This window comes from Paenibacillus sp. FSL H8-0283 (assembly GCF_045040675.1).
In the GTDB taxonomy this organism is placed as follows: Bacteria; Bacillota; Bacilli; order Paenibacillales; family Paenibacillaceae; genus Paenibacillus; species Paenibacillus amylolyticus.
In genome coordinates, this window is the sequence record NZ_CP150295.1 from 4,738,072 (window position 1) to 4,754,000 (window position 15,929).

The following is a 15,929-nucleotide window of genomic DNA, read 5'->3' on the forward strand; positions in this document are numbered from 1 at the left end:
TGGCTGCCGGATTGCCACCAATCCGGCAGCTTCCACCTACGGCAGGACTATAGCTTCTTCTTCAGCTTGCGAGAAATGGCATCCAATTGCTTTTGAGAAAGTTTGTTGTACTGGAAGTCGGTCGGTGTCATTTCCTTAACCTCCTTACGGGAGCAGTGTTGGACAATTTGTTCAAGATGTTCTCCAAACCGCTTAGCGAGCCGCTGAATCGTTTCCTGATGATATTGATACTTGTTGTAGTTTATTTCCATACTGAATTGACCGTTGGAAACCATGGCATTCAATTCCAGCTTATATCCCTTCTGAACCTGCGGCCCGACCTCGGGTCCAGTCGAAATGTCGGACACTTGGAACACCGCCGTCCGCGCTGCCTCCTGGTCAAACTGCCCAAGGTAATTGAAGACAAGCTCCGGTTTGAGCAGGTAATCCAGTGAAAGTTCGGAGGTCGAGTCATGGAAGGTCAAATATTTCATAATTTCATAGCCCAACCCTTTACCCGGTACTCTTCGCAACTCATCCTTGGTACTCTTGATCAATTCGGCAAGATCGTCCGTCCCTTTCTCTCCGAGCACGAACGGGAACAGGGATGTGAACCATCCTACCGTCCTCGACACATTCACCCCTTTTATTACATCCTCCCGGCCATGCCCTTCCAGTTGGATCAGTATATTACCGGAACCTGCCCACTCTTTCAGCGTGCGGCTCAGAGCCGCAAGAAGAAGGTCTTGTATCTCCGTACTGTAGGCATGGTGAGCGTCTGTTAACAGGCTACGGGTAACATTGGTGTCCAATGTCAGCTTCTGAACCGCGTGATCCCCTGCCTGATTCGAAGAAATCGAATGGTCGACGGGAAGCTCGGTGACAGAAGTCCGCTCGACGGCACTCCAGTATCCTGTTTCTTTTAATAGTGACGAGCTTACGGAATACTTCCTCAGCTTCTCCGACCATGCTTGGAAGGAATCCGTTTTGTCCGGGAGCTTCACCTCCGATTGTTCAAGCAATTGCTTGTAGGCAGTGGAGAAGTCCTCCAGAATGAACCGCCAGGACACCCCGTCAACGACCAGATGATGAATGATGAATAACAGATAATCTCCGGTATTTGTATGATAGATCGCCAGTCGGATAAGCGGTCCCTGCTCGATATTCAATTCCGTCTGCAGTTTGGCAGATTCCCGCTCGATTTCGGCCACAGTGTTTGCAGTTCCTTTGAGATCGATCACATTCAGCTTGTAATACTCCTGTTCTTCCAACCCTTGATTGAACTGAACGATCCTGTCATCCTCCATGCCAAACCTCATCCGCAGTGCGTCGTGGTGCTCCACCAGACGATCGAACGCCTCGGCGACCAACCCCGGAACAAAGCCTTCCGGCCTGTGCACCATGACTGAATGATTGTAATGATGGACATGCTCCCATTTCTGTTCGAACAGCCGATATTGAATCGGAGTCAAGCCTACCTCTCCAGTCACCGGCTCCTGACTGGTTTTGACAGTCAGCGTCTGTACGTATTTGCTCACTTCCCGGATTGTCGGATGTTTGAACAGATCCCTCATTTCCATCCGCAGACTGTAAGCTGTTAATCGTGAAGATACCTGCAGTGCCTTGATGGAATCGCCGCCGCATTCAAAGAAGTTATGATCCGTTCCTATACCTTGTACGCCCAACGTTTCCTCCCATACACGCAGCATCACTTCCTCAATTTCGTTTATTGGAGTCGAGTCTTCTCCGCAAAGCTTGACTTCCATGACCGGATCGGGAAGCGCTTTGAAGTTCACCTTGCCGTTCTCATTGAGCGGTATGTGGTCAAGGAAAACATAAGCAGAAGGCAGCATATATGCCGGAAGTCTGGCCCCTAAATAGTTTCTCATATCCTGCGCGGTCAACACTTGCGTAGTAACCAGATAGGTACAAACGTATTTGCTGCCGTTGTCGTCCTCCTTCACGGTGACTACGGCCTCTTGCACATCCGGATGAGCCGCAAGCTGAAACTCGATTTCAGCAAGCTCTACCCGGTAACCACGGATTTTGGTTTGATGGTCGACTCTGCCGATGAACTCAATGCTGCCATTCGGCAATCGCTTAGCCCGGTCTCCCGTCTTATACAGACGCTGTTCAGAATGGAGGGGATGGGAGATGAACTTTTGGTTCGTAAGTTCTGGCTGTCCCAAATATCCGCGTCCAACCCCCCGCCCGGCGATCACCAACTCACCTGGTATTCCATCCGGCAAAAAGTTTCCGTAATTATCCATAATTTGTGCTTCTGTATGAAAGATTGGCTGCCCAATTACCGGCTGACTGCTGAATTCCTCGAATGAATCCTGGTCGAATGGATGGGCAATACATCCGATCGTGGCTTCCGTAGGTCCGTAGTGGTTTACGAATCTGGTGTACGGATACCGTTCAAAATATCGCTTAACGTCCTGGATCCTCATTTTCTCGCCACCAAGAACGATCAGTTCCAGCGAGTTCAACAGCCCTTCCGTATCAAACCGTTCATGATTCGCCAAAATGTGAAACAGAGACGGCGTCACTTTAATAAATGTAATGCCGTTCAGTGACATGTAGTCCAGTACGAAAGCCGGGTCCACATAATCGTGTCGGTCGAGCAGATGCAGCTCGCAACCGCCCGCTAACGCCGGATACAGCGCGGTATAGCACAAATCAAAACCGGGCGAGGAAAGGAGCATTGTTTTGTCTGTGCCGTCGATTCGTTGACTCGTCACAAACCAGTGCACATAATTCACCAAATTGCGCTGCTCGATCATAACGCCTTTGGGTGTCCCGGTTGTCCCGGAGGTATAGATCAAGTAGGCCAAGTCGTCTTCTTTCACCGGAATATTCAAATTCTTCTCCAGACCATCTGTCGCTTTGAGATGATCTAGAAGGAATAATTGCCCCCCAGTGTCAGCTGCAAGCAGATCGGCAGCATAGGTCAACAGGAACTGGGCGCCGCAATCCGCCAACATATACTTGATTCGTTCCTGAGGGAACTCGGGATCAATCGGCAAATACGTGCCTCCCGCTTTGAAAACAGCAAGCAGGGCAGCTATCGTTTCAGGCCGGTTCTCCATCCTAATCCCGGCAATACGGTTGCCTTCTCCGAAACCGTTCTCCAGCAGCATTTTTGCCAACCGATTGGCTTTTCCATTTAGTTCGGAAAAGCTCCATCGATCCTCTCCGCAGACAAGCGCCGTCTGATTCGGCATCCGTTTTGCGGTCGACTCGAACCATTCAATCATTGTGCCAAATGCCGGTTTCTTCGCAGCTTCGGTATCTTGGAGCAGCTGCCTATGCGAACCGTCTGTCTTCTCCTCACCCGACAGCAGGGAGAGCTTGGCAAGCTCCAGCTCCGGCCTGTTCGCACACGTGTGAAGCACATGGACCAATAACTGAGCAAACCGTTCCAGTGTATCAGCAGTAAACAAAGCAGTGCTGTAGACGAATTCCAAAAGAATATTATCCCCGGTCCGTTTGACCAGCAGAGAGATATCAAACTTGGATGAGTTCTGCTGTAGCGCATAAGGCTTGACTGCCAAACCTTTCACTTGAAAATCGTCTTCGTCTGCATTCTGCATCGTCAGCATCACGTCAAACAATGGGCTTCGGCTCAAGTCTCTCGGAATCGACAATGCCTCTACCAAGCTCTCAAACGGAAACTGCTGATGTTCATAAGCGTTCAGGCATATGTCTTTGACTTCCATCAAATACTCACGGAAGCTCTTCCGGCCCTCTGGGCTGGTTCGAATCGCCAGTGTATTGATGAATACGCCCATCACCTTGCGCAGATCAACATGATCTCTTCCGGCTGACGCCGTCCCTACAATAATGTCCTCTTGCCCCGCGTATTTGGATAGGAGGATGCTGTACCCGGCAAGTAAAATCATATAGAGGGTTGTCCCCGTTTCGAGCGCTAACTGCTGCAATTGAGCTGTCAGCTCCGAACCGACAGAAGTTTCAAGTTTTGCCCCCTCATTACTTTGGTATTGCGGACGAGGAAAGTCAGTCGGCATACTCAATACTGGAGGCTCTACGGCAAATTGCTTGAGCCAGTATTGCTTATCATCTTCAAACGATCCCTCATGCAGCTGCTCGTTATACCAGGCGGCATAATCTTTATATTGAATTCGAAGCTCCGGCAGTTCACCGCCGCTGTACAGCGTATTGAATTCCTCTATGAACACTTCAATGGAAGAACCGTCCGAAATGATATGGTGCATGTCAATCAGCAGGACATAACAGTTTGCATCCCTTTTTGCCAGACATGCCCTAAATAAAGGAGCTTTGCTTAGATCGAAAGGCATGATGAATCTCTTGGAAAGCGAGACTAAATCGGCATCGTCCATGCATTCGACAAGCTCAATGGCAAATTCAACCTCAGGATGAATGATCTGCACTGGCTCCCCGTCGACCGTCCGGAAGGAGGTGCGGAACGCCTCATGTCTTTGTATCATGGTACGGAAACTGGTTTCCAGCTTTCCAATATCCAGATCTCCCTCGACCTCAAAGGCTGCCGTCATGTTATATGCCGTGCTGGCCCCATTTAATTGTTCAAGGATAAACAGACGTCTTTGCGCCGCTGACAATGCGTAATGGCTACGAGTTTCCGCGACGGGAATTTCATCAAACGTACGATGGCTGCCATGCTGAATCAACCTCGCTAATCCTCGTACCGTAGGATGATGGAAAAATTCCCCCACAGATATTCCCACACCCCATTCTTTGTTCATTCTGGCAATCATGATCGTCGCTTTCAGGGAGTGGCCACCCCGTTCAAAGAAATTATCATGAATGCCGACTTGCTCAAGGTCCAGTTCTTCTTCCCAAATCAGAACCAGTCGATCTTCGATTGCATTTTCCGGAGGCGTATAAGACTCCAAAGTAAGTGCACTCACTTCCAGCTCAGGCATTGCTGTTTTGTCGATTTTTCCGTTTAGCGTCAACGGCATCTGCTCCAGCGGTATAAAGTAGGAAGGCACCATATATTCAGGTAGTGACTTGAGCAGGCTTTCCCGAATCGAGCCCAGTTCGCTCCCCGCTTGCGGAACGTAATAAGCGCAGAGGTAGGAATTTCCTTGGTTGTCCTGTTTGGCCACCACAACGGATTCCTTTACCGGAAGCTGACGAATCATCGCTGCCTCAATTTCTTCGAGCTCAATCCGGTACCCACGGATTTTAACCTGAAAGTCCATTCTGCCTATATATTCAAGGCATCCATCTTCTCGCCATTTAGCCAAATCTCCGGTCCGGTACATTCTTTGGCCCCGGACTTGCGGATTGTCGACAAATTTCTGATTCGTCAAATCGTCGCGCTGCCAGTAGCCTTCGGCCAATCCATCTCCTCCGATGCACAGCTCCCCGGGCAGCCCGATCGGAACCAGCATATCGTTGGCATCCAGTAAATAAATCTGTGTATTGCTAATCGGTGTGCCGATATCCACTATTTCCTTTTTCGTCAAGTTACTGATACAGGACCATACCGTCGTTTCTGTCGGACCGTACATATTAAATATGTTTAAACTGGAACCCTCCTGAAGTCGGTGTAAAAAATAAATCGGGAGGGGTTCTCCGCCGAGCATAATGTCGGTCACGCTGCTTAGAAATGTCATGTCCGGGTCACCGCCCAGGAGCATTTTCAAACGGGACGGCGTCATTTGCAGCATTTGCACATGATGTTTCGTGATCAAACGGTTGAGCGCTAAGGGATCCCGCTGGTCCGACTCTCCTGCGATGACGACAGTGAGCCCTTTGGTTAAAGGCACCCACGTTTCGAGAACAAAAATATCGAAAGAAACCGTCGTCAGGCACAGTATGCTTTTGCCGGGGGAGAATGCGATCTCCTTGGTCGTAGCTTCGATAAAGTTATGGACTGCCCGGTGCGATATCATGACTCCCTTGGGATTTCCCGTAGAGCCCGAGGTATATATAACGTACGCATTGTGATCGGCTGTATGAACTGGTAAGGAAGACATATCTTCCGGTGTTATCCCCTGATACAAGCTTTCATCGTGCATGTTGATCGTTGCGATACTGTATTCCACCTGGACGTCCAGCCCTTGATCGGTCAGCAAAATTTGTGCACCGCTGTCGGCCAGCATATACTCAATCCGCTGCACCGGATATTCCGGATCAATCGGCAGGTAAGCGGCTCCCGCTTTCAATACGCCAAGCAAAGCCACGATCATATGAATCGATCGGGTAACCATTACCCCGGCAATCGTTCCGGGCAGCACCCCTTTTTGCCGAAGCGCAGCCGCGAGCTGGTCCGATTGGGCATCCAGTTCACTATAGGTATAAGACTTATCCTCCCAAATTACCGCAACCTCATCAGGAGCACGTTCTGCCTGCCGCCGGATCAACTCATCGATTGTCAACTGCTTGTCATAAAGAAGCTCGGCTGCATTAAATTCAAACAGCAGTTGTTGACGCTCCTCCGCGGATAAAATATCAATCTCCGATAGAGTCAATGCGGATTGATCCGCCGCAGCATTTAGAATATTTACATAATGCACGAGCATCCGCTCTGCCTTTTCATGCTTGAACAATTTTTTACTATAGTCCAGGTTTAAGGTTACCGATTCCTCATTCCAGTCCTCAGCACTAAGCGTCAGATCATAGGGCGACACACCAGGATTTTTCTCTTCCGGCTTAAATGTCACTCCCGCTCCAGACACACCCTCTAATTCCATATTTTGAAAAATAAACATGACATCGAACAACGGATTGCGGCTGGGGTCTCTTCGGATATTGAGCTTTTCCACCAGCATTTCAAAGGGATAACTTTGATTTTCGAATGCTCCGATGCTGCTGTGCCGAACTTCCTCCAAATACTCGGCAAATGTCTTGTCTTTGGCCGGATAACTACGGATCGCAACAGTATTGATAAACACACCAATCAGCGGCTCGATGTCGGGATGAATACGCCCCGAAACCGGAGTACCAACAACAAGGTCATCCTGGCAGGAATATTTATGCAAAAGTACTTTATAAGCCGTAAGCATAACCATATACAACGTGGTGCCCGTATCCGCGGCCAATCGGCGAAGTCTTTTCGTCAATCCTTCGTCCAAGCAGGAGGTTAGTCGTTCCCCCTCCACGCTCAGTTGTCCAGGCCGCGGATAGTCCATTGGCATATTCAGAGTGGGCAGCTCTCCTACAAATTCATTAAGCCAGTAAGCTTCCTGCTCTCTCATACGTTGTTCGTTAACCGTTTGATTCTGCCAGACAGCGAAGTCCGTGTATTGTACTCTAAGCTCCGGCAGTGCATCTCCTTGATACAATCCCACTAGCTCTTTCATAAATACGGCCATGGAATAACCATCTGAAATCAAATGATGCATATCTACTAACAGCAGAGATTCAGCATCGGACAGTTTGACAAGCTCTGCCCTGAAAAGTGGCGCTTGGGTCAGATCAAACGGCTTTACGAAATTTCGGAACCGGTCATCTGTTGTTTCCTCAGAAGAAAGTTCCGAGTACGGAACGTCCAGCACAACCGCATCACCAATTCTCTGCACAATTTCCTGGCCCCGAATTTCAAAAGACGTTCGAAACACCCGATGTCTGTCCACAATTTGTTGAAGAGCAGTAATTAACCGGTCCGGATCCAGTTCACCCGCAAGATGGATCTGACCCGGGATATTGTGGATAAGACTGTTCGCCTCAAGTTGCTCCAATATATAAATCCGCTTCTGGGACGCGGATATTCCATAGTACTCCTGCTGAGGCTGTACCGGAATCAGATCGTATGATTCCTCCGCATGTCCGTTCAACAACCCGGATAACTGGCGAACCGTCGGCTGCTGGAACCACTGGCCAATTGGAATTTGAATACCGAACTCCCGGTATATTCGCGACAGCATGACTGTCGCTTTCAAAGAGTTGCCGCCAATGTTAAAAAAATGATCGTTAGCACCAACATGCTCGGTCCCCAAAAGTTCGTTCCAGATTTCAGCAATGCTGGACTCCATCTCATTTAACGGCTCCTGTTCCTGCGAGAACATATCCAGACCGGATAGTGCATTTTCGTCGATGGATCCGTCATCCAATCGCTGGAACGACTCCAGTACCGCCACATCAGCAGGTATTGCATACTCGGCCAGGCGTTCGGCCATCTCCACTCGGACACGCGAAACTTCGATCGGCATCTGAGATGCAATATACGCCGCAAGTCTCGTGGATGCGTGATGACATTTTATTATCCGAACAACCACTTGAGCCTGTTTCAAGCTTTCCAGCTTCGTCAGCTCGGCTTCCAACTGTGTCAAGTTGATGCGGTATCCGCGAATTTCCGCCCAGCGATCAGTATCCCCACACATGATCATCGCCCCGGAAGGAACAATCATCGCGAGCTGTCCCGAAGGTATCATTGCATCGTTCTCTAAATTCAAGGTATGCAGTTCGCCGATGGAACCGATCGGAGTCGGTTTCCGCTGCGAATCAAGAATATACTTTCCCTTATGTTTATTCTGGAACTGCGATAGCGCATGCGTATGCTCTTCAGTACTCAGCGACATTTGCGATACACTCATGGAGGAATCTTGTGTCATGGAAAGTAATAGATGCCGGTAACCTTCCGCCCAAATCTTCATAACTTCCGGTTCGAATAAATCGGTGCTGAAATCGAAATCCAACCTCAGCTCTTGATTGATTTCCGTTACATTAAGAAACAAATCATAATGCAAATGGCGAACAGGGTACGGAAGAAGCTCAGTTTCTAATCCACTAAAGTTCAGTTGACGAACAGGACGGTCCATATTGAACATCATATTCAAGTTCGGTATATGCACATCGGGCATGTGTTCCATCAGGCTTGCGAGCGAATAACTTTGATGCCGGTCCACCCGCTGCATGACTTCCTTTACGGCACCTAAGTAGTCAGCGATCGATTCACTGTCATTCAGCTCCGTATATATAGGAAGCAAATTCACACAATTTCCGATCAGGTGGGTTTCCCCCATGTGGGATTGTCCTGCCGTTGGAATGCTGACGATAATTTGTCTTTGACAGGTGAGCCGATATAAAAACAAACTGTAAGCAGCCAGCATGGTAATAAAAATACTGTTCTTACTACGAATGCTGAGCGCCCTTAACCTCTTCGTCTCATCCCGGTCCAGCACCAGAGTATACCTGCCACCATTGAACATCTTTTTTCTAATGTATCCGTGAATCGAAGGCAGCTGTAAGGTTGGAACTGGCTGGCTGCATTGGGCCGACCAGAACGTCGCAGCCTCGTCGGCATCGGGTTGATGAAGTTTTTGTTCCTGCCATTGCAAATATTCGCGAAATTGGACCGGCTGCGGCAGCTGCGGTATTCGTTTTTCGCAGACCGCCGAATAAGCCTCTTCCAGCTCGCCTGCAAATATAGCGATCGACCAACCGTCAATGACGATATGATGGAAGGCAAATGCCAAAATGTATTCCTCATCGTCCATTTGCAACACGGTAATCCGAAACAACGGCTGCCCGGTTTGCAGATCGATTGCTTCGGAAGCGTCCGCCGCCAGCCAGCGATCCAGATTATCCTTACTACTATCAGCCAGATCACCGCGCATATCCTGCACCCTCAACGGTGCTTGCGCCTCGGGCAGAATCTCTTGGTATTCACCGCTGGCATCAATGACCGTGCGCAGTGCCTCGTGCCTGCGGATCAGTAAGTTGACCGCCTGCCGTAACGCATCAATATTCAAAGACCCCTTCATTCGAAGCAGTACGGATTCATTCAAAGAAGCCGAAGCGGGTCCGCCTGCAACGGAGGAAATCCAAAGCTGTTTTTGCTCATTGGACAGCTTGACACGCTTTCCTCCTCCGCCGTCATCGTCCGGAGGTGGGTCTCCCGGCAAAAATCCGCCACGCTGTAAATCGCTCACGGTCTCTTTTACGATGTGAATGATCGTACCAATATCTTCATCGGAATGGGCCGTGGACATGAAGCAATTCCGTCCTTCCCACACATAAAGTCCTCTGTGGTTCAAATGATAGAAGAACAGCTCGATGTCTCCGAAGGAAACGAAGCGGAATAAAGATCCGAAATTCACCATATAAATCGGAACTTTCCGCTCTTTGAAGAAGGCGTTCAATGATTGCACGAGATAATCCGTTTTACTATTCAACTCGTCGTACAATGCGGGACCTTGAGACTCCAAATAGTCGATCGTTTTTAGAGCCACGCGCATCGTGAGCGGGTGAGTGCAGAACGTGCCTCCGACAAAGGTTTTACGATCGGCCTTTGACGGATAGGAGATATCTCCAAAATTCCACTTCCCGCCGTCGATCGGATCCATGAAATCTCCTTTCCCGGCCACGACCCCGATGGGCAGACCTCCCCCGACCACCTTTCCATACACCACCAGATCGGCATTTACACCAAACCAGGCTTGAGCACCTGCCAGGCCGATTCGGAACCCGGTGATGACTTCGTCAAAAATAAGCGCCGTCCCCGATTCGGAAGTGATCTCCCGGAGCTGCTGCAAAAATTGGCGCGGCTGCAGGTCCGGCCGGCGACTCTGCACGGGCTCGACGAGCACTGCTGCCAACTCATGTCCATACTTGCGGATGAGTTCCAACGATTCAGGCTTATTGTAGTTCAGCATGATAACGTCGCGAACAAAATTTGCCTGGATGCCAGGTGCCATCGGGTACGCGGCAGCATCGGAATCCGGATGGGATACCCCCAACACTCCGTCGAATGTACCGTGATAGGAGCCGGAAAAAATGACGACCTTCGAGCGTCCCGTCGCGGCTCTCACCGTACGCAGTGCAACCATGACAGCTTCTGTTCCGGAATTGTAGAAAGCCACGCGTTCCATGCCCGTAATCCGGCTAATTCTTTCCGCTACATCGCCGGCCAGATCAGACATCGGGCCTAACGGAGGCAGAGTAGAAGAAGACTGCTCTTTCATCTCTGAAACGAGAAATTCCGGATTATGCCCGAGCAGATTTACGCCGAAGCCCATTGTCAAATCAATATATTCGTTGCCGTCCACGTCCCACATCCTTGAACCCGAAGAACGCTCGGCCACGATCGGATAAATTGCTTCTTTCCAATAGGAACGGAATCCCGGTACATTACGGTTGTTTGCATGGACATACCGCGTCCGCTGCGCATATGTTTTGGACCCTTCTGTACGTCTTGTATATTCCGCAAAAAACTTATTCAGATGTTCTTTCTGCTGCTCTGTAAAATCTCCGTCCTCTCCAATCACCATCGGCTGATAGGGAATAAATGGCTTAGGCTCCTGCCCACCGCTGCCGGTTGGCGCAACCCGAACGGCAGGATCGGCCTGAAACACTTCGGTCGATTCGGGAGCAACGCTGGAATCAGGAGAGGATACAAAGTTGGACAGATTGGCTGTGCTCTGGCCGTCTGGTCTCACCTTTTCTTTCTCTCCCCGCTTGTATCCACCCGGCAAAACGTCAAAATTCCGCACGTCTCCCTCAGTTCCGCTCATCTTTGCCCCGCTGCCGCTTAAAAGCTCCAACTGCCTGCCGAGAATATCATTCACATTTTGCTGCTGAAGGGTCATCAGCTCTATCTGCTGGGTAAAAATCCGCTCCAATGCCGAGCCTCCCGCAACCGGCGGAGATATCCAATCCTTCATCTCCACGGAAACAGTCGCTGCAGCCTGAAGTCGCTGATCTTCTGCTTCTTGAAGCACCGCTTGCTTCTGGGACTCTTCCTCCTGGTTCGGGACTTCCTTAGGTGCCGAAGCCACAGCCGGTTTCAAATTGGCATTTTCGATAATATATCGGGTTAATGTGTGGACATTGGTGATCGAGTCGAAAAACCTTTCAATCGCGATATCCAGCAGGTAAATATGTTCAATTTCCTTGCGAATCCGGACAAGCATGATAGAGTCCAGTCCCATTTCAAGGAAGTGGGCGGAGCTGTCTATCTCAGTCACATCCAATCCTGAGGCATCACCGATCATTTTCTTCACTATTTTCTCTACATCAGCCGACAAATGGGAAGTTTCAGCGGTTGGCGTCATTAAATCCTTTTGCTTAGAATTCGTATGTCCTTCCTCCTTTCGATGATCGCTTCGTTCAATTTCAATCCAGCAGCGCTTACGTTCAAAAGGATACAGCGGCAAGGGAACCTTTCTCGCGGAATAGAGCTTGTCCCATTCGATCCGCGCGCCCTGAACGTACAGCTCGCATAACCGTTCAAGCTGCCACCCCCGGCTCTCTAGCGCCGTGGAAGCGAGGTTCAAAATCATCCCGGTTGCTTCTTCATTGATACGGTATAATTCTTCTTCAGTGATTTCTCCCCGCCCGGGTTCCCGGTTTGACTCGGAAACGATCCGATGTACACCTCGAAATATTCCCTGCTGTCCTTTGTTCTCAGCAAGATCTGTCAGTTTACGGGCTAATTCTTCGCGTGAGTGGCAGACGAATGCGATACGGTACTCAAGATGAGCCCTCCCTGTGCTTGCCGTGTAGCAAATATCGGATAAGGCCTGGTACGGATATAAGTCCAAATGGTCTACATGACTGCGAAGCAGCTCTTGAAGAGCGCCTTCGCTTTTGGCAGATAGGGTGAACAAATGGGATCGTCCATCCTCTTGTTCCGCTACTTCCGCTCTTGGATCAACGAATTCCTCCATAACCACATGGCAGTTCGTTCCGCTGAATCCGAAGGAACTGACTCCGCAGCGAAGCAGTTGCTCCGTTGCATCAAATGCAGCGGGCTCGGAATTAATATAAAAAGGGGAATGCTCTAAATTTATATTTTTGTTTGGCTCTCTGAAATGGAGCAGTGGCGGATTTTGCCGGTGCTTAAGCATCAGAACCGATTTAATCAGACCAGCGATCCCAGACGCTTCAAAAGTGTGTCCAATATTGGCCTTCACGGAGCCTAGTGCACAAAACTGCTTCTTATCTGTATATCCGGCAAATGCTTTTTCTAATGCTGAAAACTCGACTGGGTCGCCCAGCTTCGTCCCCGTTCCGTGAGCTTCGATAAACGTAAGGGTTGCTGGATCCACGCCCGCATCCTCCCAGGCCGCACGGATCACTTCACTCTGGGAAGCAGGGTTAGGCGCCGTAATTCCCACCGTCGTTCCATCCTGATTCACCGCGCTGCCCTTAATGACAGCATATACTTGGTCTCCGTCACGGAGCGCCTGAGCCAGAGGCTTCAACAACACGGATGCCACCCCTTCGCTCACGCCCGTTCCGTCCGAATCTGAATCGAAGGCGCGGGTATAACCGTCCTTGGATTCCATATCCAGACCTAAAGACAAGGGAAGTATGGAAGTTCTGACCCCCCCAGCCAACGCCATCTCGCATTCGCCAGAGCGAATCGCCTGACACGCCATATGAACAGCGACCAAGGAAGAAGAACAAGCCGTGTCTACGGTTACCGCCGGACCCTTAAAATCAAGAAAATACGCGATGCGGCTGGCCAAAACGGAGGGCAAGTTTCCGACGATATAATTTGATATCTGGTCCGGCTGTGCTTTGGAAATCAGACGTTCGTAATCATATCCCACTTTTGAATAACCGGCGTATACCCCCACCTTCCGGCCGCGCAGCTTATCTCCGGCATATCCTGCGTCCTCTATTGTTTTCCAAGCTTGCTGAGTAAATAACCTTTGATTCGGGTCCATTAACTTGGCTTCATTAGGGGTGATTTTGAAAAACGTATAATCGAATTTATCAATTTCCTTTAAATATCCTCCGGCACTAAACTCGGGTTCCTGGACATCCAGCCCCATCACGGATAAATAATCTTTGGCATCTTCCCGCCGATTACCCTGCAATTCTCCGATATGATGGCGGCCTTCCATCAAATTTCCCCAGTACTCCTGAACCGTTGCCGCACCCGGCAAATGAAGTGACATCCCGATAATCGCGATATCATGATCCTGTTTCGATGAATCAATTCCATTTTGCTCCGGTTGATGGGATAAATTTGGTTCAGACTTCAGGAATTTGGCCAAGTCATGAATCGTCGGATAAGCGAACAAATCTGCAACTGCTAGTTTGACCGAAAACCTTTTCTCGATCCGGTCAGCCATTTGCGCCATATGGAGGGAGTTTACTCCCATCTCGAAGTAACTGTCCCGAACACCGATCTCGTCTTTCCCGAGGACTTCGCGACAGATACGCTGGATATCACGCTCAATTTCCATTTGCGAACTCCTCGGATCGAGATACTCTTGCTGCTCGTCCGCCATTTCCTTTTTTTCTGCTGAGAACATACTCTTCAATTCCTGTAAAACCTCAGTAAACTCGCCATTCTGATACTGTTGGGCAAGTACATACCGCTGTATCTTTCCGCTGGTCGTTTTCGGCATTCGTTTGGTCGGAACCACATCCGCAATTTCCCAGCCTCCCCGCTCGTTCAAAAGCCGCTTTAGCTTTAGCGCGATCGGATAAAACTTCTCTATTTTTCTTTTGGAAACGACAAATATAACAATTTCTTCCTTTTTATTTTCTGTATTGTAAATCCCACATACGGCTATTCGGCCGAGCTCCACACCGTCTATTTCCTCAGCAATTCGCTCCAGATCATGAGGGTATACGTTTTGCCCGTTCACAAAAATAATATCCTTCGCCCGTCCGGTGACGACTAACTGACCGTTGCGGAGGAATCCCAAATCCCCGGTTCTAACCCAGCCGTCCGGTGTTAATAGCTCACCAGTTGCTTCCGGGTTATTGTAGTATCCTTTGGTGACGTTATCCCCCCTGATATGTATATGGCCTATCTTACCGTTCATTGACTCTGTTCCGTCCTCATTACAGATCCTCAACTGGCAGTAGTCGATCGAGTAACCGACTTCTACAAAGGACAACGCATAGGGTAATTCTTGATCAACTTCAATAACCTGTTCCCCAATATTAAGATGACGGCGGTCGACAAATACGGTCACAAATTCATCTTCGATCGGAGGCAAAGCAACGCCTACAGAAGCTTCGGCAAGTCCATAAACAGTACACATAGCAGTCCGTTTTAGACCATAAGGGGCGAAGGTGTCCAGAAATTCATTACACAGCTCGGTTGAAATCGGCTCTGCTCCGTTATAAATCAGGCGGATATTTGATAAATCCCAATTCTCAGCTTTTTCCGGTTTGAAAAACTGCAGTAAGTATTTATAGCCGAAATTCGGAGAGGAGATGACAGTAACCTGATGCTCGCTTGCTTTTTTGATCCATAGTGCGGGTTGTCTTATAAATAAGGATGTTGGAATAATATATTGATCCGAGTTGGCTGTCAGAGGTGTCAAGTGGTTGCATATCATTCCCATATCATGAGTCAGAGGCATCCACTGCAAATAGGAGTCTTCAGAGGTGGTTTTAGTTCTGTTTATAATACCGTTAACGTTATAGATCAGATTGCGATGGGTCAGTATAACCCCTTTGGGATCTCCCGTCGAACCTGATGAAAATTGAATAAAGGCAATATCTTCGGGATGTGGACTATAGATTTGGGGAGAGAATGCCCGTGAGAATACTGAATTGTCGTCAAAAAGTGATACCTTGCCGCGAAGCTTGTCGAATAATTCTGTCTGTTCGCTTTTCACCGCAAATTCTTCCAAATTTTTCAATATTTTTGAGTTTGCAAGCAAATAAGGGCGATTCAGTATATTCCAAATACGAAATACTTTGCTCTTATGTTCGTCATTGTTCCCAGTGCTTACCGGGACAGGAATCATACCGCCAAGGATGCAGCCCCAAAAAGCGATAATAAAATGGCGATTGTCGTCTATTTGAAACACAACCTCCTGCCCTGTCTCCACTCCCCGCTTTTGAAGGTAGCCTAAAAATCCGCAGGCTTCTTCATAGAGCTCCTTATATGTAAGCTGCTTCTCTTGATCGTCCCCTTCAATAAAAATGATTCCCCGATCCGCTGTGTTCCCTCTTTCTTTCAATACGTCAACCAGGCTTGTAAATTGCTTTGTGTACACATTCTTCCCCCCAAAAAAATG

At 49.0% G+C, this 15,929-nt stretch carries 1 protein-coding gene; it reads right to left on the bottom strand.

The genetic code is table 11. The features are described from left to right. Window positions 1-47 precede the first annotated feature (47 nt). A complete protein-coding gene (locus MHI52_RS21095; protein ID WP_405157579.1) occupies window positions 48-15,908 on the bottom strand; it encodes an amino acid adenylation domain-containing protein in 15,861 nt (5,286 codons plus the stop codon). Between the last annotated feature and the right edge of the window lie 21 nt (window positions 15,909-15,929).